Genomic DNA, 19,278 nt, shown 5'->3' with positions numbered 1-19,278 from the left:
GGTCGGACCGCGGTGCCCGCTCCGACCGCGACGACCGCCGCCCAGGCACGCGTGACGACCGCGGTTCCGGATCGCGCTTCGGTCGTGACGACCGCCGCCCAGGCTCGCGTGACGACCGCGGCTCGCGATCATCCGGCGCCCGCCCCGACCGCGACGACCGTCGCGCCGGCAGTGCCCCCGGCCGCACTGAGTACGCGGGTGAGCGCGCATGGCGCGAGAACCGCGAACAGCAGCAGGCGCCGCGCACCCGTGCGCAGGAGGACCACATCGACGTCGTGCACGAGAAGCTCACGGCGCAGGCCGTCGACGCGGGTGACGTCGCCGAGGTGACCTTCGCCGACCTCGGCCTCGGCGACAACATCGTCCGCGCGCTCGCCGACATGGGCGCATCGAGCCCGTTCCCGATCCAGGCGTCGACGGCCCCGTCGATCCTCGACGGGCGCGACGTGCTCGCCCGCGGCCGCACCGGCTCCGGCAAGACGATCGCATTCGGCGCACCGCTGGTCGAGCGCATCCTGCGCGCCCAGAAGGGCACCAAGCGCGAGTTCGGCCGCGCACCCGTCGCCCTCATCCTCGCCCCGACCCGCGAGCTGGCGCTGCAGATCGATCGCACCGTGCAGCCGATCGCCCGCGCCGTGGGTCTGTTCACCACGCAGATCTACGGCGGCGTTCCGCAGGGCCGCCAGGTCGGTGCACTGAAGAAGGGCGTCGACATCGTGATCGGAACGCCCGGCCGGATCGAGGATCTGCACAAGCAGGGCAAGCTCGACCTGTCGAGCATCACCACCAGCGTGATCGATGAGGCCGACCACATGTGCGAGCTCGGCTTCCTCGAGCCGGTGCAGCGCATCCTGCGCCTCACCTCCGATGGCGGCCAGAAGCTGCTGTTCTCCGCGACCCTCGACCGCGAGGTCGCCTCGCTCGTCGACGAGTTCCTCACCGAGCCGGCCGTCTACGAGGTCGCCGGCGAGACGCAGGAGACCGGCACGATCGATCACCGCGTGCTGGTCGTCGAGCACCGCCGCAAGGCCGAGATCCTCGAGCAGCTGGTCAACCGCGAGGGCAAGACGCTGGTGTTCACCCGCACCCGCGCCTACGCCGAGATGCTCGCCGAGCAGTTCGACGACGCGGGGCTGCGCGCGATCGCGCTGCACGGCGACCTGAACCAGGCCAAGCGCACCCGCAACATCGAGCGCTTCTCGAAGGGCAAGGCGCAGGTGCTGGTCGCCACGGATGTCGCCGCGCGCGGCATCCACGTCGACGACGTCGATCTGGTCGTGCAGGCGGATGCTCCGGATGAGTTCAAGACGTACCTGCACAGGGCGGGCCGCACCGGCCGTGCGGGCAACGAGGGGCGCGTGGTCACGCTTATCCCGCGCCAGCGCCGCCGCCGGATGACGGAGCTGCTCGGCCGCGCCGAGATCGAGGCGCCGTTCGAGGAGGCCGCTCCAGGCGACGACCTGATCGACGAGCTCGCCGGCGCTCCGACCGTTGAGGATCTGACGACGGCGTGAGCCGGAGCCGGATGCGCGACTGAGGGGGTCGTGTCGGTGGGCCTGCGGGTCTGCTGACGCGACCCGTCCGGCATCCGGAAGCCGGAGAGCGCACTGTTCAGCGTGCAGGCCCGTCGTCATATACCGGACGGGTTCCCTGGGAGCTCACATCCGGTGCGACACAATGGAAGCGATGAGGTTCTCGATGGTGACCGCGCGCACGCCGCTGGCGCAGCATCGCGCCGCGCCGCGCCATCGGAGTGCGCTCGGGATGCTGATGGTGCTCCTCATCGTGGTGGGAGGCACGGCCGGCGCTGCGATCGGGCACATGACCGCCGCGACGGCCCAGGCGCCGGCGGCGCAGACGACCCAGGAACCCACCGGCCCGGCGACCGCCACGGCGCTGCCCGCGCCCGACATCGACGCGGTCACGGCCGCGGCGCCGTGCGAGAACGCGAAGGTCACCCAGGCTCTCGACGCGGGTGATCCGGATGCCGTGATCGAGGCGCTCGGGGGAGCGGAGGCCTTCCGCGGGCACGTGGCGGCCGGTTCCGCGCCCTGCATCGCGCTCAACGACGGGCGCTGGCCGTGGCTGGTCGTGAACAAGCACGTCACGCTCGACCCGATCGACTACGTGCCGGAGAACCTCACCGCGCCCGACCGGCGCGTCACGACGTCGAGCGTGCTGCGCGCCGAGGTGACCGACGCGGTGAACCGGCTGATCGCCGACGCCGCGACCGAGGGCGTCGGCGACATCGCCGTGACCAGCGGCTACCGCTCGTACGGGCTGCAGGAGAACCTCTTCAACGGCTACGTGAACAGCTCAGGGCTGGAGGCGGCCGAGGCGACGTCCGCGCACGCCGGACACAGCGAACACCAGACGGGGTACGCCGTCGACGTGGTGCCGTGCAGCCCAGGGTGCGGCACGATGGACCAGTTCGGCGCGTCGCCGCAGGGGCAGTGGACCGCCGAGAACGCGTGGAAGTACGGCTTCATCGTGCGCTACGAAGAGGGGTACACCGACACGACCGGCTACTCGCCGGAGCCGTGGCACCTGCGCTACATCGGCACGGAGCTCGCGGTCGCGTACCACGAAGGCGAGTTCCACACGCTCGAGGACTTCTTCGGCCTCGAGGCGGCGCCGGACTACGAATAGGCCCTCCTCAGCCGGGCAGCACCGCGCCTGAGGCGAACACAGCCGCGGTCACCACAAGGCCCACGACGACCGCGACGGTGTCGCGCACGCGCCAACGGGGCGGGTGGCGCTCGGTGCGGGTGGGGAAGGCGCCGAAGGCGCGGGCGTCCATGGCGAGTGCCACGCGCTCGGCGTGCCGGATGGCGCTGGCCAGCAGCGGCACGATGGCGGTGAAAGCGCGCGAGACGGGGTCTCCTCCGGTGCCGCGCACACGGTGCGCGGATCGGATCACCTCGAGTTCGTGACGGAACCGCGGCACGAACCGGTAGGCGGCGAGGGCGGCGTAGCCGATGCGATACGGCACCCGAAGGTGTGCGACGACCGAGCGGACGAACGCGGTGCCGTCCGTGCTCAGCCCGGGGATCAGCGCGAGCGCGAGCAGCGCGGTCAGCCGCAGTCCGGTGGCGGCGCCGGTGGCCGCGTCGCTCCAGAGCGTGAAGCCGCCGGCGATGGCGAGCGCCATCACGGGCAGGATGACGCAGAGCCAGACGGCCAGAGCACGCGTCTTCGGCGCGCCGATCAGCACGACGGCGTACGCGGCGGCGACGGCGATCGCCGGTGTGGCGACATCGCGCGTGAACACGAGCCCGATCATCGCCGGCAGCACCGCGGCAAGCAGCGCCAGCGGATCGAGCCGCTCGAGCGGGGAGCGGCTCGGGGCGGCGCGGGGGTGCACATCCGGAGGGTCATGGCCGGTATCAGCGGTGGCCGATGCCGACGGGGCCGCGGAAATCGGGCGGTCGGCTTCGAGCGTTGTGTCGGGGCCCGGAGGCGCGACGGGAGCCGGGACGGTCGGATCCGCGCCGGCCGCCGTCGACGTTGCCGCAGAAGCCGACTGGTCACTGTCGATTGTCGTGTCCGGGCCCGGATGCCCGGAAGGCACCTGTGTGTTCGTACCGGCATCCGGGCGCCAGAACGCGGGTTCGCGCACCAGCGGGAGCACCTCGTCGGCGGGGCCGAAGCCTGCCAGCCTGCCGTCTCTCACGGCGGCGATGTGCGTCGCGTGGCGGGCGACGAGATCCGGGTCGTGCGTGACGACGATCACTGTGGTGCCGCCCCGGTGGAGTTCGTCGAGCAGGGCGAGCAGCGCGTCGGCGCGGGCGCGATCCTGGCCGAATGTGGGCTCGTCGAGCACCAGCACTCCGCCCGGCCGGTCGGCACCGCCGATCAGCGCGGTGCCGACCGAGAGGCGGCGCTTCTGGCCGCCGGAGAGGCGGAACGGATGCCGGTCGGCGTGAGCTCGCAGGTCGAAGCGACCCAGCATCTCGTCGACGCGCGCGTCGCGGTCGGCGGGGGAGAGTCGGCGCAGCCCGTGCGCGAGTTCGTCGCGCACGGTGTGGGCGACGAACTGGTGCTCGGGGTTCTGGAAGACGAAGCCGATCTGCGCGGCCAGCTCACGCGGCTTCGCGCTGCCGGCATCGAGCGGCGGCGCACCATCCCTGGCGATCAGCACCTGCCCGCGCGGGGGAGGCACGACCCCGGCGATCGCCTGCGCGAGCGTGGTCTTGCCCGCCCCGTTCGGCCCGATGATCGCGGTGAACGACCCCCGAGGAACCTCGAGCGTGACATCCCGCAGCAGCGTCGCGGCACCCCGCCCGCGCCCCCGCGTCACGGTCAGAGCTCGCGCCACCACTGCCGAACCGTCTGGAGTTTGTCGAGATGCCCCGCTTTGGTCGCCCATTTGGTTGATATGTGTGCGTCTCGCGGGCCGGGTCTCGTCGCCGTGATCGGGCGAGACCCCGGATGGGGTGGAGGCGGCGGGCGGCAGTGTGCGCTCGGTGATGGTTGTGGGCGGGGGTGCGCCTTCGACCTCGTTCGACGGCGTGGGCTCGGCGGTGGTTTCGCCGCCCTCGTCGGGCCCGACCCCGAGCTCGCGCAGCAGCTGCGCGTGCTCGATGAGCACCTCATCCGGTGCGCCGTCGATCGCGACCGCGCCGTCGTGGTCGAGCACGATCATCCGGGTCGCGAGTTCGCGCACGGCGTTCACGTCGTGCTCTACGAGCAGCACTGCGGGCGCGTCGGGCCTGGCCGCCGAACTGTGCGCCGACCCGGCCGAACCGGGCGCCGTGGGTGCCGACTGCTCCGCGGCTGAGTCGCTTCCTGGCCGCTGGGTCACCCCGCCGCGCACCAGCTCCCGCACTGCGGCGTACACGTCGGTACGCCCCGCGGGATCGAGGTTCGCGGTCGGCTCGTCGAGCACCAGCAGTCGCGGCTCGGGGGCGATCGCGCACGCGACGGCGAGGCGCTGTCTGCCGCCGCCGGACAGCACGCTCGGGTCGTCGCCGCGCCGCTGCCACAGTCCCACGGTGCGCAGCGCGCGCTCGGTGCGGAGGAGCACCTCGTCCGCGGGCAGCAGCAGGTTCTCCAGCGCGAACGCGACCTCGTCGAGCACCGATCCGGTGACGATCTGCGCATCCGGGTCCTGGAACACCATGCCGACGTGTCGGCTCAGCTCGGCGGGCGTCGCCTCGGCCGTGTCGAACCCAGCGATCGTCACCCGGCCCGTCAGCTCGGCGTCGTGCGCGTGCGGGATCAGGCCGTTCAGCGTCATCGCGAGGGTCGATTTGCCGCATCCGCTCGGGCCCAGCAGCAGCACGACCTCACCGGGGAGGATTCGGAACGAGACGTTCCTCGGCGTCGGCTCATCGGCATCCGGATGGGTGACGCTCACGTCCTCGAGAGTGACCAGGGCGTGCGGAACGGGCGCGGTCATGTCGCGCGGCGGGGTCCGTGCGCTGCTGCCGCACGTGCAGGTTCGCGAGGTGCCCCGAGATGGTCCAGAACCCCGTCAATGTCGTGGCATCTCGACAAAGCCCAGGCACCTCGCGAGGGGGCGGTGAGTCGGCGGGGCATCGCGGGTCAGCTCCGGACGACGCGGCGGCGGGGTGCGGCGCCTGCGCGTTCGAGGGCCTTGCCGATCTTGATGCCGACGATGGTCCACGCGACGGGGCCGAGCAGCGACAGGCACAGGTACGTCACCTGCGCCCACGCCGGCAGCGCGGCGAGGTCGGCGGCGAACCACACGGCCACCGCGACGACGGCGCCGATGATCAGCGCCGAGATCAGATAGCGCCACCAGCTCCACGCGCGGTAGCGGAACAGCGCGGCCACGCCCTCCTGGATCAGCCCGAACATCAGCGCGGTGCCGAGGAACTGCGGGATGTACACGGGAGCGATCGCCGAACCGACCAGCCCCGCCAGCACGTGGGTGAGCAGCGCGACGCCCGGAAGGCGGAACAGTTCCTGCGCCACGATGCCCGGCAGTGCGTGCACGCCGAGCAGGAACCCGTAGAGGAAGGGAACCGTGGCGATTACGGGAACGGAGAGCCAGCCCTCGGCGCCGCCCAGCGCACCGGTGACGACGGCGATCGCGGCGCACACGAGGAGCACTCGCGTCGACATGCCCTGCTTGCTCACCCGACGAGTTTACCGGGATTCAGCTGAGGCAAGCCTTAGTACCGGATGAACCACCTCCTCAGTCGCGTGTCGGCCACTCCACAACGGCGCCGGGAACGTCGTTCTCGCGCAAGTACTTCTCGATGAACGGGCACAGCGGCATGACGGTGTCGCCGCGGGAGACCACGTCGGCCAGCGCCTCCGCCGCGAGCACCCTGCCGAGCCCGCGACCCTTGAACGCAGGGTCGGTCTCGGTGTGCACGAACCGCGTCTTGTTGGTGCCCAGCGTGAACCGGGCGAAGCCCGCGAGCGTCTCGGACCCTGTGGCGTCGTCGATCAGAAAGATCTCGTAGCGGCGCTCGTCATCGTTGCGCACGACCCTTGTGGTAGCCATATGCCGACGCTACGCCAGACTCCCGACATCCGGGAAGGCCGATGCCGGGGGCCGAGGTTCTCCACAGGCGCGCCGCGTAGGCGCCGGATGTCGCAGCCGCCGCCTACGCTGGTGGAGTGACTACGAGCGAACCCTACGCGCACCCGGAAGACGAGTGGGTTCCGCCCGAGGAGCCGCTCGACGATGAGTACGGCGACCCCTACGCGGGTCACGGCGATCCCTACGCCGAGCAGGCGTATCAGGGCGGCGCGATCGAGTGGGTCGGGCCCGGCGTGCAGATCGACCGCTCCGGCACCAGCGCACAGCCGTCATCCGGATCGGCCGCGCCCGGGTCGGCGCCATCCGCAGCCCGCGCCGCCACCCCCTCCCGCTACGCGACGGCGCTCGAGGCGCTCGGCACGGTCTACGGCTTCGAGTCGTTCCGCGGAGACCAGGCAGAAGCCGTCGACCAGGTGATCTCGGGCGGCGACGCCGTCGTGCTGATGCCGACAGGCGGAGGAAAGAGCCTCTGCTACCAGATTCCCGCTCTCGTGCGCGAGGGCACCGGGCTCGTGGTCTCGCCGCTGATCGCGCTGATGCACGACCAGGTCGATGCGCTGCGCCAGAACGGTGTGAACGCGGCCTACCTCAACTCCACGCAGAACCCCGATGAGCGGCGCCGTGTTGAGAACGAGTACCTCGCGGGGGAGCTCGACATCCTCTACGTCGCGCCGGAGCGACTCGGCAACTCGCAGACGGTGAGCCTCCTGCAGCGCGGCACCCTGAGCGTGATCGCGATCGACGAGGCGCACTGCGTCAGCCAGTGGGGCCACGACTTCCGCCCTGACTATCTGGCGCTCGGCGAGCTCGGCTCGACCTTCCCCGGCGTGCCGCGCCTCGCACTCACCGCAACGGCCACACCCGAGACGCATCGCGAGATCACCGAGCGGCTGGCGCTGCCCGAGGCGAAGCACTTCGTCGCCAGCTTCGACCGCCCGAACATCCGGTACCGCGTCGAGGCCAAGGCGGAGCCGCGCAAGCAGCTGCTCGCGTTCATCCAGTCGCAGCCGGAGGGCTCGGCCGGCATCGTCTACGCCCTCAGCCGCAAGTCCGTGGAGCAGACCGCGGCGTTCCTTGCGGGCAAGGGCATCGACGCGATTCCGTACCACGCGGGCCTCGACGCGGGCACCCGCGCGAAGCACCAGGGGCGCTTCCTGCGTGAGGACGGCGTGGTCGTGGTCGCCACGATCGCGTTCGGCATGGGCATCGACAAGCCGGATGTCCGCTTCGTCGCGCACGTCGATCTGCCGAAGTCGGTCGAGGGCTACTACCAGGAGACGGGCCGCGCCGGTCGCGACGGCGACCCGAGCGTCGCGTGGATGGCGTACGGGCTGGGCGACGTCGTGCAGCAGCGCCGGATGATCCAGCAGAGCGACGGCGACAGGGCGATCCAGCAGCGTCAGCAGCAGCATCTCGACGCCATGCTCGCCCTGTGCGAGACCGTGTCGTGCCGGCGGCAGAACCTGCTCGACTACTTCGGCGAGGCGTCGGGCCCGTGCGGCAACTGCGACACCTGCCTCGAACCGCCTGAGACGTGGGACGGCCTGGTCGCGTCGCAGAAGCTGATGTCGACGATCGTGCGCCTGAAGCGCGAGCGCAACCAGGCGTTCGGCGCCGGCCAGCTCATCGACATCCTGCGCGGAGCCTCGACCGAGCGCATCCGCCGGATGAAGCACGATCAGCTCACGACCTTCGGTATCGGCCAGGACCTCTCCGAGCAGGACTGGCGCAGCGTGATCCGACAGCTCCTCGCCCGCGGGCTGCTCAGCGCCGTGGGAGAGTACGGCACGCTCGCCGTGAACGATGCATCGGGCGGAGTGCTGCGCGGCGAGACGCAGGTGCCGCTGCGACGCGACGTGATCGGGCGCGTCTCCCGCGGCGGAGGCGGGGGCGGTGCGAAGAAGGCGTCGGCGGCCGACCAGCTGGCTCCGGATGACCGGCCGCTGTTCGAGGCGCTGCGCGCGTGGCGCACGGCGCAGGCGAGCGAGCAGGGCGTTCCGGCCTACATCGTGTTCGGCGACGCGACGCTGCGCGCTCTCGCGGAGCACCGGCCGAGCTCGGTCGAGCAGCTCGACGGCATCAGCGGCATCGGAGCGAAGAAGCGCGACGCATACGGCGAGGCGGTGCTCGGGGTCATCGCACAGGCTGAGAGCTGAGCGGTGCGTACGCATGCAGATATCGGTCGCAGCAGAAGGACGACGGGCATCGTGCGCGTCCATAGCAATCCTTAGAGTCTAAAGAGTCTAAAGAGTCTAAAAGTCTCTATAAGGATGGATCTCATGGCGTATCGCAACCCATTCAAGCCGACCGCGGGCGCTTCGCCGCCGCTTCTCGTCGGGCGCGACGAGGTGCTGGAGGAATTCGAAGAATCGATCGATGACGGTCCCGGAGCGCCAGGGCGGCTCTCGTTGATCACCGGGCCTCGAGGTGTCGGCAAGACAGTCGTACTGAACGCAGTCCACGACATCGTCGTCGCAAAGGGATGGATCGCGATAGCCGAAACTGCGACAACAGGAATGTGCGACCGCATCACCCAGGCTGTCCGGCGTCACCATGAGGAACTGCGGCAAGGACGTTCCGCACGCGTGAGGGGGATCACGCTGCCAGTAGTCGGTGGAGGCCTGACCTTCGAGTCGCGTGCAGATCCTCCGGCGGACCTGCGCGAGAGCACCGCATCGCTGCTTGACGAACTCGAACCGAACGAGACCGGACTGCTCATCACAGTCGACGAAGTCCATCGGAAGAGTGTCGGTGAGATCCGGCATCTCGCAACCGTCGTGCAGCATCTGGTGCGTGAGGACCGGAACATCGCCCTGGTGATGGCTGGCTTGCCCTCGGCGGTCTCTGACGTGCTCAGCGACAGCGTGCTCACCTTCATGCGTCGTGCCAGCCGCGAAGAGTTGAGCGACGTTTCCCTCGCCGATGTCAGAGAGTCGCTCGCAGAAACCATCACGCGGAACGGGCGAACAATCACCTCCAGCGCGCTCGACGCCGCTACGGAGGCAACCGGGGGATACCCGTTCATGGTGCAGCTGGTCGGCTATCACTGCTGGCGCAAAACGACCGGCAGTGCTATCGATGACGCAGCGACGAGCAGCGGCATTCCCGCTGCTCGGAAGCGCCTCGGTTCCACCGTTCACGCGGCGGCTCTTGCTGATCTGTCCGCGGTGGACCGCACGGTGCTCCTAGCCATCGCCGTCGACGATGGCCCGGCACGCACCGCGGATGTTGCGCGGCGAATCGGCGAGTCCGCGAAGTATGTGTCCATCTATCGGCAGCGGTTGATCGACGCGGCCGTCATTCAGCCTGCGGGGAGAGGGTTCGTCGACTTCACGATCCCGTATCTGCGTGAGTACCTGCGCGAGCACGCGGCCAGCGCCCTTTGATGTGAGCGTTGTCGAGGATCAGCGTGGGTGCAGGCGCTGATGGCGACGCGACGCTGCGCGCTCTCGCGGAGCACCGGCCGAGCTCGGTCGAGCAGCTCGACGGCATCAGCGGCATCGGAGCGAAGAAGCGCGACGCATACGGCGAGGCGGTGCTCGGGGTGATCGCCGAAGCGGCGTAGCGCGGGGGGCGCGCCGCCCGGAGGCCGCATCGAGACATTTCTCAACAGACTTCCAGGCAAGAACCGCGGAATCACGCGGGAGTCGTCTCAGTCGTTATCTGCTCGTTACCAATCTGGCTCTTCGCGGATGAGGGTGTAGTCGTCGGTTGACGAGCCGGCGGCGTGGCGGTCGCGGGGACGAGGTCGAGGCCTTCCGATGATGGAAGTTCTCACGCTGTCCATCAGGAAGACCTCGACGATGATCCACGGTACCTTCGCCACCCCTGACCTGTCTGCGTTCTGCCTCCTCGATGAGCACGGCCTCACCGTCACGGGCCAGCAGATCGATCCTGACAAGGCGGTACTCGAATGCCGCGTCACCGACCGCGACCCGTTCTGTCGCGGTTGCGGTGCCGAAGGCATCGCCCGCGGGACACAGGCCCGCCGGCTGGCGCATGTCCCGCTGGGGTGGCGGCCGACGACGCTCCTCGTCCGCGTCCGCCGCTTCGCGTGTTCCGACTGTGGGACGATCTGGCGCGAGGACACCACGGCGGCGGCCGAGCCGCGGGGGAAACTCACTCGCGCCGCGATCCGGTGGGCCTTGGAGGCTGTCGTCTGCCAGCACCTGCCTGTCGCGCGGGTCGCGGAGTCCCTCGACGTGTCTTGGCATGCCACCAACGACGCCGTCCTCGTCGAGGGCCGGCGCGTCCTGATCGACAACCCCCGCAGGTTCGACGGGGTGACGACGATCGGCGTCGACGAGCACGTCTGGCGCCACACGCGCCTCGGCGACAAATACGTGACCGTGATCATCGACCTCACCCCGGCCCGCGAGAAGACCGGCCCCGCCCGGCTGCTCGACATGGTCCCGGGCCGCTCGAAGCACGCCTTCAAGACCTGGCTCGCCGGGCGCCCGAAACAGTGGCGCGACGGCGTCGGCGTCGTCGCGATGGACGGCTTCACCGGCTACAAGACCGCCGCCGGCGAAGAGATCCCCGACGCGACGGCCGTGATGGATCCCTTCCATGTCGTTCAGCTGTTCGGCGATGCGCTCGACAAGACCAGGCAGCGTGTCCAGCAGGAGACTCTCGGGCATCGCGGCCGAACCGGCGACCCCCTCTACGGCTGCCGCCGTCTGCTCAGGACGGGGCTCGGACTGTTGAAACAGCACCAGCTCGCGAAGCTCGAGGCGGTGTTCGACGCGCATCCCGATCATGTCGCCGTCGAGGTCACCTGGGACGTCTACCAGCGCGCGGTCGCCGCCTACCGGCACAAGAAGCCGGGCACCGGGAAGAAGATCTTCACGCGCGTCATCGCCCAGCTCGCCGGCGGCGTCCCACAGGATCTGCCCGAGTTGATCACCCTCGGGCGGACGATCAAGCGGCGCGCGGGCGACATCCTCGCGTTCTTCGACCATCCCGGCACGAGCAACGGGCCGTCCGAGGCGATCAACGGCAGACTCGAGCATCTCCGCGGCACCGCCCTGGGCTTCAGGAACCTGACCCACTACATCGCGAGGAGCTTGCTCGAGACCGGCGGGTTCAGGCCGCTACTACACCCTCAAACACGATGAGCCACCAATCTCGGTGGACAAGCGTCCTGGAATACCGATTGGATAGGTCACGAGTCTGCCAGCTCGGTGCGGTCCGTACCGTGCCACCGCGAGCGGGCAGTATCGACCATTGTCGTCATTTCTGGGGAGATGCACTGCATGTCAGTTGAAGAACAGAAGCGGCCTGGCGGGCTGCGGCGCATTGGTCGCCGCGCGCTCGCTCCGGCCGCAATCGGAACGGCCGCCCTCTTGGGCGCTGCCGCGCTGGGCGGACTGCCCGCGCTTGCGGCGGACGAGAACGATGACTCGGAAGCTCTGGGCCAGATCCTCGACGCGGATCTGCTGGGAAGCGACCTGCTCGATGCGGTGTCGGCGCACGCCGGCAACCCGAGCGAGCCGCTCGTGGACACCGGCTCGATCAACGCGGATCTGCTCGACGGCATTGCGACCGTCGATGTTGGCGGCGTGTCGATCCCGGTCATCAGCGGCCCCGATGGCGGTGGGCTGCTTGAGCTCGGCGACCTCGGTCTACTGAACGCCTACGCGGCGACGCCGTCGGCCACGGAGTCGAAGGCTAGCGCGGGCGTCGTCGGTGAAGACGGCGTCATCAACGTCGATGCCATCAACGACGGCAGTTACGGCAACTCGAAGATCGACCTGACCAACCTGTTCGACCAGCTCGATGTCGACCTGATCACGGACGGCGTCATCGACGAGTTCGCACTCGAGCTCGGCGCGGTCGCATCTGCCGCGGAGGAGAACGCGGGCACTGTCAGCAGTGAGTATGTGCTCGCCGACGCGAAGCTCGACATCTCGTCGCAGCTGGTCGGCGACATCTCGACCGAACTCGACTCGACGATCGGTGGTGTCGGTACGACCGTCGACGGCCTGCTCGCCAGCGACGGCACGGTCGGTTCGCTGCTCAGCGATCTGGACATCGACCTGAACGTGCTCGGGACCGGCGTAACGGTCTCCAGCGGCACGATCGGTGTCGACGGTCTCGACGCGGCGCTCACCGAGCTGAGCAACACGATCATCAACGAGCCGCTGACCGACCCGAACGACATCGTGTCGATCGACCTCGCCAACGGCACCATCGCAGTCGACCTGGCCGCGGCCACGGACGGCGGATCGCTGAACGGTCTCGACCCGAACACGGAGCTGCTCGACAGCACCACGATCAGCAATGTCACCACTGCGATCTCGGACGCGCTCGGAACGGTCACGACGAAGGTCACTGACGGTGTGACAGAGGTGCTGAACAGCACCGAGGTGACGCTGGACCTTTCGGCTGTGCTGAGCGCACTTGGTACCAGCGTCGACGCTGAAATCATCGTCGAAACGACCCTCGGTCAGCTTGCTGGCACCGCAGAGGGCGACCCCACGGTCGAGATCATCGCCGACGGCGGCCTCCTGGACACCCTCCTCGGACTTGTCGGGCTGAGCCTCCAGGACCTGGTCGAGGGTCTCGTCACGCCGCTGGTCGACGCGCTCGTCGGTGTTCTGCAGGACACGCTGAGCACCTCGCTCGACACGATCGGCACCGACCTGTCGTCGAACCTGAGCGGCATCGTGGACCCGGTCCTCACCGGCCTCCAGCCGCTGTTCGACGCGCTGAACCAGGTCGCCTCGGTCACGATCAACGACCAGCCGACCGAGGAAGGCGGCGAGGGCAAGCTCGGTCCCGAGTCGTTCACCGTCTCGGCCGTGAGCATCGCGATCGTGGGCGGCGACCTCGCACAGGTCGACCTGGCATCCTCGACGGTCCGCGCGGCCGACGAGGACCCCGGTACCGAGCCTGGAACTGAGCCGGGTACGGACCCCGGTACCGAGCCTGGAACTGAGCCGGGTACGGACCCCGGTACCGAGCCTGGAACGGAGCCGGGTACGGACCCTGGAACCGAGCCTGGAACGGAGCCGGGTACGGACCCTGGAACCGAGCCCGGCACTGAGCCTGGTACGGACCCGGGCACCGAGCCTGGAACTGACCCCGGTACGGACCCGGGTACGGAGCCTGGTACCGACCCGGGCACTGAGCCTGGTACTGACCCTGGCACCGAGCCTGGAACTGACCCCGGTACGGACCCGGGTACGGAGCCTGGTACCGACCCGGGCACTGAGCCTGGTACGGACCCCGGTACGGAGCCTGGAACTGACCCGGGCACTGAGCCTGGTACGGACCCCGGTACGGAGCCTGGAACTGACCCGGGCACTGAGCCTGGTACGGACCCCGGTACGGAGCCTGGAACTGACCCGGGCACTGAGCCTGGTACGGACCCCGGTACGGAGCCTGGAACTGACCCGGGCACTGAGCCTGGTACGGACCCCGGTACGGAGCCTGGAACTGACCCGGGCACTGAGCCTGGTACGGACCCCGGTACGGAGCCTGGAACTGACCCGGGCACTGAGCCTGGTACGGACCCCGGTACGGAGCCTGGAACTGACCCGGGCACTGAGCCTGGTACGGACCCCGGTACGGAGCCTGGAACTGACCCGGGCACTGAGCCTGGTACGGACCCCGGTACGGAGCCTGGAACTGACCCGGGCACTGAGCCTGGTACGGACCCCGGTACGGAGCCTGGAACCGACCCGGGCACGGACCCTGGTACTGACCCCGGCACCGAGCCTGGAACTGACCCCGGTACCGACACCGACACCACGGACAGCAGCACCGACACTGACGGTGCGACTGACCCCGACGACGGTGGAATCTCGATGGAGCTGGAGCACGATGTGCGCGAGCACGGCCAGGAGCAGGTTGCTCACGGCTACGGCTTCCAGCCCGGCGAGACGGTGAAGGGAACGATGTTCTCCAGCCCGTACGCACTCGGTTCGCAGGTCGCGGACGACAACGGTGAGGTCACCTTCACCTGGAACGTCCAGAGCGACGCTGAACTCGGAGACCACACGGTCGAGCTGGCCGGTGCCACCTCGGGCACGGTCGACGACGAGTTCAAGGTCGTGGCCAAGGCCGGGACCGGAAGTGACGGCGACGACGAGCTTCCCGCAACGGGTGTGGACATGGGCGGCATGCTGCCCATCGCCGGCCTGCTGCTGCTCGCCGGTGTCGGCATCGTCGTGGCGACGCGGCGTAGTACAGTTCGCGGGTGACCAAGGGTAACCCCAAGCGCGGAAACGGGTCGGGTGTGGCGAACGCGTCACGCCCGGCCCGTCTCCCGCGCTCAGCGCGAATTGCGGCGGGCGTCGCGGCGGTGTTCATCGCGATCCACGTCTTCTTCACGGCCGTCTACAACACGCCGTACGACCACATCCGCAACGATGTGCTCCCCGGCGCGGCCGCATCCGGATACATCAATCCGTATCTGCAGCAGGACTACCGGATCTTCGCCCCCAACCCGGCGAACTCAGACCGCAATCTGTGGCTGAGGGCATGGGTGGAGACGCCCGACGGTGAGCGCGTGACGACCAAGTGGGTCGATGCCACATCGATCGAGCTCGCCGAACCCGCACGGCGCGTGCTGCGCAAGCAGCTGTCGATTCAGGCCGCTCTTCGGCTGATGAGCACGTACTTCGACATGTCGACGGCCCAGCGCGAAGTCGCCGAACAGAACTTCCACGAGGACGAAGATCTCACACCTCTGCAGGACGCCCTCATCGAGGCCGACGACAGTCTCGATTCCGAGGCACGCGCCTTCATCCGGGCATCGAACTTCGCCACCTCCTACGCGACGCAGGCAGCGAAGGCGCTGTGGAGCGACGACGGGGAGGTGATCGCCGTGCAGACGCGATCCGTGTCGACCCCGATCATCCGGTGGGACGAACGCTTCGAAGACGAGCCGGAGGAGCTCAGCTCGAGCTACACGGCCATGGGCTGGCGCCCGGTCATGGAGTGGTCGGGTCAGAGCACCGAGGGCTTCTCCGCCAGCTTCCTGAAGTGGGCGGAGAAGGCAGGCGTCTCGGGATCGCTCACCGACGACGAGGAACAGCCGGGCGACACCGTGGAATCAGACGACACGGACTCCACAGGCGGCGGTACCGGGGGTGATGAGGAATGACTCAGGTGATCAGAATCTGGGAACTCTTCACCCATTGGGTGCTCGACGAGCGCCGCGGCAGCTACGGCGTCGCCCTGATGCGCATGGGCTTCGGCGCGATGACCATCGCGCTGATCCTGATGTTCCTGCCCGACATGTCGTACTCATTCGGCGAGGGCTCGCGCTGGGGTGAGGTGTACTACCGCACCTCATTCACCGACGACTACCTCTGGCCGATCTCCGAGCTCTTCTCCCGCGCCGACAGCGACGCGGTCACGCTGGTCAAGGTCTTCGTTCTGCTCGTGGTCGCCGCGCTCTACACCCTCGGGTGGCGGATGCGCATCATCTCGCCGCTGTTCCTGGTGCTCCTGCTCGGCTTCGCCTCGACGAACCCGCAGCTGTTCGCCACGGGCCACCACCAGACGCTCCGCGTGGTGCTGATCTTCCTGCTGCTCGCCGACACCTCCAGGGTGTGGTCGCTCGATGCGCGCAGGCGCAGGCTGAAGGGCGAGCCTCCCGCGCTCGGATTCGGCAGGTTCCGGGTGCCGAGCTGGTTCCCCGTGCTGACGAACAACGTCGCGGTGATCCTGATCGGCGCCCAGCTCTGCATCGCCTATATCGCGAGCGCGCTGTGGAAGCTGCAGGGCCCGATGTGGGGCGACGGCACCGCCGTCTACTACACGCTGCGCCTGCAGGAGCTCGCGCTGCTGCCGTGGCTGAACGACTTCGTCTGGACCCTCACACCGCTCGTGATCGTCGCGACTTTCGCGGCCGTGTACGGGCAGCTGATGTTCCCCGTGCTGCTGCTGAACCGCTGGACCCGCATCCTGGGCCTCGTCGTCGTCACAGGGATGCACTTCGCGATCGGCATCCTGCTGGCGCTGCCGTGGTTCTCGCTCGTGATGATCCTCAGCGACATGATCTTCATCCGCACGCAGTCGTGGCGCTGGCTCGCCGACTTCGTGCGGCCGAAGATGCGTCGACTGTGGAACAGAGTCTCCGGATGGCTGCCCGCTCGTCAGGAGAAGGCCACCCCGGATGAGCAGAAGCCCGCTCAGAGCACGAAGCGCAAGAAGTCGAAAGCGGCTTCGGATGAGCAGGATGTGACGCCGGCTCCGGATGAGCAGGATGTGACGGTGTCGTCCGCGGTGCTGGATGCACAGGACACGACCCCCGCGCTCACGAGGGTGCCCGCCGAGACGACTCCGCAGGCAGATCCGGCCACTCGCCGCGAGCGGCGTGCCAGAGCGGATTTCCCTGCCTCCGGCGGCAGCTGACGAGGCGCGCGGCGACGCTCTCGGTTCGGCATGACTCACTGCGAGCGGGGCGCATATGCCGTTGTCGGCGGAGACGTGGGCGTCTTCGTCGACAACGGCGGCAGAAGCTCGGAGGATGCGCGAAAGCGCGGAGGGATTCGAGGATCTGCTCCGAGAGACTGCGGATTTTCCGAGATTATGCGCCGGGCACAAGGGCGGATGGCACCTTCCCGACGGCGAACTGTCGATCTCGCACAACGCATTGCCTCTGGTTTGGTCGACAGGCATAACGTGAAGGCATACGGATGGCCCGCGCACCCCAGAGCGCGGGCCACTCGCGCGCATCGAAGCGCGCACGAGGAGGCTTACGCATGACCGACATCGCCACCAAGCACGCCGAAACCGACGAGCTCGAGGCCCGCATCGACATTCCTGTCGTGACCGAGGCACTGCTCGGCACGTGGGCCGATATCCGGCGCGAGGCGCGGGAGATGATCAAGGACTCCGCCTTCTGGCGCATCGAGGGCCAGGCGATCCCTGAGCATCGTGAGCGCACGCTCTCCCAGCTGCACCTGCTGGTGAAGGCAGGAGCCAACTCCCGCGCGAACCCGAAGGAGTACGGCGGGCAGGAGAACCAGGGCGGCAATCTCGCCGGATTCGAGGAGCTCGTCGCCGCCGACCCGAGCCTGCAGATCAAGTCGGGCGTGCAGTGGGGGCTGTTCGGCTCGGCGATCCTGCAGCTGGGCACCAAGCCGCACCACGACAAATGGCTGCGTGATGCCTCCGACATGGTCCTGCCAGGCGCGTTCGCGATGACCGAGACCGGCCACGGCTCGGACGTGCAGGCGATCGGCACGACCGCGACATACGACGCGGAAACGGGCGAGTTCGTCGTGAACACCCCGTTCCGCGGCGCGTGGAAGGACTACCTCGGCAACGCCGCTCAGCACGCGAAGGCCGCAACGGTGTTCGCGCAGCTCGTCACCGGCGGCGTGAACTACGGCGTGCACTGCTTCCTGGTGCCGATCCGCGACGACGACGGCGCATTCCTGCCCGGTGTCGGGGGAGAGGACGACGGTCCCAAGGGCGGCCTGAACGGCGTCGACAACGGCCGTCTGCACTTCGACCACGTGCGCGTGCCGCGCGAGAACCTGCTCAATCGCTACGGCGACGTCGCCGAGGACGGTGCCTACTCGAGCCCGATCGCCAGCCCTGGCCGCCGCTTCTTCACGATGCTCGGCGCGCTCGTGCAGGGCCGCGTCTCGCTCGACGGCGCAGCCACCTGGGGTTCGGCCCTGGCGATGACGATCGCCGTCACCTACGGCAACCAGCGCCGCCAGTTCGACAACGACGGCGCGGGTGAGACCGTGCTGCTCGACTACGGCCGCCACCAGCGCCGGCTGATGCCGCGACTGGCGACGGTGTACGCCCAGGCCTTCGCGCACGACGAGCTGCTGCAGAAGTTCGACGCCGTCTTCAGTGGTGCGGCAGACACCGACGACAACCGGCAGGATCTGGAGACCCTCGCCGCGGCGCTGAAGCCGCTGTCGACGTGGAACGCGCTCGACATCGTGCAGGAGGCGCGCGAAGCCTGCGGCGGCGCGGGCTTCCTCGCCGAGAACCGGCTCACCGGCCTGCGCAGCGACCTCGACGTGTATGTCACCTTCGAGGGCGACAACAACGTGCTGCTGCAGCTGGTCGGCAAGCGCCTGCTGGGCGACTACGCCAAGCAGTTCGCGGGCAAACCGGCCGACGTGGCGCGGCTCGTCGCCGGGCAGACGGCCGGTCGCATCTACAACGGCGCGGGGCTGCGCCGGCTCGGCCAGGCGGTCACCGACTTCGGCTCGACCGCCCGCTCCGTCGAACTCGGTCTGCGCGCCGACCACCAGCACGAGCTCCTCGCCGCGCGCGTCGAGCAGATGGTCGCTGACGTGGCCGCGAAGCTGCGCCCCGCGGCCAAGATGTCGCCGGCTGAGAGCGCCGCGGTGTTCAACGAGAACCAGAACGACCTGATCGCAGCAGCCCGCGCGCATGCGGAGCTGCTGCAGTGGGAGGCGTTCACCGACGCCCTCGACCGCATCGACGATGAGGACAGCCGCATGGTGCTCACCTGGGTGCGCGACCTGTTCGGCCTGCAGCTGATCGAGACGCACCTGGCGTGGTACCTGATCACCGGTCGCCTCTCGGCGCAGCGCGCCGCGGCAGTGTCGAGCTACATCGACCGCCTCTGCTCCCGCCTGCGCCCGCACGCGCAGGACCTCGTCGACGCGTTCGCGTACGAGCCGGAGCATGTGCGCGCACCGATCGCCTCGGGTGCGGAGCGCGACCGCCAGGAGGAGGCCGCGCAGTACTACGCCGATCTCGCAGCCAGCGGCAGCGCCCCTCAGAAGGAGCCCAAGCCGAAGAAGCGGTGA

At 69.0% G+C, this 19,278-nt stretch carries 12 protein-coding genes and 1 pseudogene; 10 read left to right on the top strand and 3 right to left on the bottom strand.

Going from position 1 to position 19,278, the window contains the following annotated elements; translation table 11 throughout:
* Positions 1 to 1,514: DEAD/DEAH box helicase (locus CIK77_RS17270; protein WP_114347298.1), on the top strand; the 1,514-nt coding region annotated here is incomplete at its 5' end.
* A 172-nt stretch (positions 1,515 to 1,686) separates the two neighbouring features.
* Entirely contained in the window at positions 1,687 to 2,649 is a 963-nt protein-coding gene (locus tag CIK77_RS17265; RefSeq protein ID WP_087054136.1) for a M15 family metallopeptidase, read from the top strand.
* A gap of 7 nt (positions 2,650 to 2,656) precedes the next feature.
* On the opposite strand, the gene CIK77_RS18260 is transcribed toward CIK77_RS17265, so the two are convergent.
* The 3 genes from CIK77_RS18260 to CIK77_RS17245 all read right to left on the bottom strand — a co-directional run bounded on the left by CIK77_RS18260 (position 2,657) and on the right by CIK77_RS17245 (position 6,478).
* Complete coding sequence (locus tag CIK77_RS18260) at positions 2,657 to 5,401, bottom strand: ATP-binding cassette domain-containing protein (RefSeq protein ID WP_087054137.1); 2,745 nt, start codon at positions 5,399 to 5,401, stop codon at positions 2,657 to 2,659.
* 146 nt (positions 5,402 to 5,547) lie between these two features.
* On the bottom strand, positions 5,548 to 6,105 hold the full coding sequence (locus CIK77_RS17250; protein WP_332841623.1) for an ECF transporter S component: 558 nt from the start codon (positions 6,103 to 6,105) through the stop codon (positions 5,548 to 5,550).
* A 58-nt stretch (positions 6,106 to 6,163) separates the two neighbouring features.
* Positions 6,164 to 6,478: a GNAT family N-acetyltransferase gene (locus CIK77_RS17245; protein WP_087054139.1), complete on the bottom strand. Its 315-nt coding sequence runs from the start codon at positions 6,476 to 6,478 to the stop codon at positions 6,164 to 6,166.
* 116 nt (positions 6,479 to 6,594) lie between these two features.
* Here CIK77_RS17245 and recQ point away from each other — a divergent pair, with 116 nt between their 5' ends.
* The 8 genes and pseudogenes from recQ (at position 6,595) to CIK77_RS17205 (ending at position 19,278) form a co-directional block, all read left to right on the top strand.
* Positions 6,595 to 8,673 (top strand): DNA helicase RecQ, encoded by a 2,079-nt coding sequence (gene recQ / locus CIK77_RS17240; RefSeq protein WP_087054140.1) that lies wholly within the window; start codon positions 6,595 to 6,597, stop codon positions 8,671 to 8,673.
* A 123-nt stretch (positions 8,674 to 8,796) separates the two neighbouring features.
* Positions 8,797 to 9,903, top strand: coding sequence for an AAA family ATPase (locus CIK77_RS17235; protein WP_212647445.1), 1,107 nt, complete (start codon positions 8,797 to 8,799; stop codon positions 9,901 to 9,903).
* 41 nt (positions 9,904 to 9,944) lie between these two features.
* Positions 9,945 to 10,082, top strand: a pseudogene (locus tag CIK77_RS17230) (HRDC domain-containing protein); the annotation flags it as partial.
* 238 nt (positions 10,083 to 10,320) lie between these two features.
* Positions 10,321 to 11,634, top strand: coding sequence for an ISL3 family transposase (locus tag CIK77_RS17225; RefSeq protein ID WP_087054269.1), 1,314 nt, complete (start codon positions 10,321 to 10,323; stop codon positions 11,632 to 11,634).
* A gap of 138 nt (positions 11,635 to 11,772) precedes the next feature.
* Positions 11,773 to 14,724, top strand: a complete 2,952-nt coding sequence (locus CIK77_RS17220) for a choice-of-anchor G family protein (RefSeq protein WP_181861435.1) — start codon at positions 11,773 to 11,775, stop codon at positions 14,722 to 14,724.
* A complete protein-coding gene (locus CIK77_RS17215) occupies positions 14,721 to 15,629 on the top strand; it encodes a DUF5819 family protein (RefSeq protein WP_140403495.1) in 909 nt (302 codons plus the stop codon). The genes CIK77_RS17220 and CIK77_RS17215 overlap by 4 nt, the downstream gene beginning before the upstream one ends.
* 5 nt (positions 15,630 to 15,634) lie before the next feature.
* Positions 15,635 to 16,885 carry an HTTM domain-containing protein gene (locus CIK77_RS17210; protein ID WP_170934062.1) on the top strand — a complete coding sequence of 417 codons (1,251 nt, stop codon included), beginning with the start codon at positions 15,635 to 15,637 and terminating at the stop codon, positions 16,883 to 16,885.
* A 350-nt stretch (positions 16,886 to 17,235) separates the two neighbouring features.
* A complete protein-coding gene (locus tag CIK77_RS17205; RefSeq protein WP_087054146.1) occupies positions 17,236 to 19,278 on the top strand; it encodes an acyl-CoA dehydrogenase family protein in 2,043 nt (680 codons plus the stop codon).

The sequence above is a fragment of the Microbacterium sp. JB110 genome (genome assembly GCF_003335195.1).
Lineage (GTDB): Bacteria > Actinomycetota > Actinomycetes > Actinomycetales > Microbacteriaceae > Microbacterium.
Note: the sequence above shows the minus strand (reverse complement) of the source record. Positions and strands in the feature narration are given on the sequence as shown.

Bases quoted from the DNA above. Each gene is read 5' to 3' on its own strand.
- CIK77_RS17265 (WP_087054136.1), top strand. From the start codon at position 1,687: ATGAGGTTCTCGATGGTGACCGCGCGCACGCCGCTGGCGCAGCATCGC.
- CIK77_RS18260 (WP_087054137.1), bottom strand. From the start codon at position 5,401: ATGACCGCGCCCGTTCCGCACGCCCTGGTCACTCTCGAGGACGTGAGC.
- CIK77_RS17245 (WP_087054139.1), bottom strand. From the start codon at position 6,478: ATGGCTACCACAAGGGTCGTGCGCAACGATGACGAGCGCCGCTACGAG.
- CIK77_RS17235 (WP_212647445.1), top strand. From the start codon at position 8,797: ATGGCGTATCGCAACCCATTCAAGCCGACCGCGGGCGCTTCGCCGCCG.
- CIK77_RS17225 (WP_087054269.1), top strand. From the start codon at position 10,321: ATGATCCACGGTACCTTCGCCACCCCTGACCTGTCTGCGTTCTGCCTC.
- CIK77_RS17220 (WP_181861435.1), top strand. From the start codon at position 11,773: ATGTCAGTTGAAGAACAGAAGCGGCCTGGCGGGCTGCGGCGCATTGGT.
- CIK77_RS17205 (WP_087054146.1), top strand. From the start codon at position 17,236: ATGACCGACATCGCCACCAAGCACGCCGAAACCGACGAGCTCGAGGCC.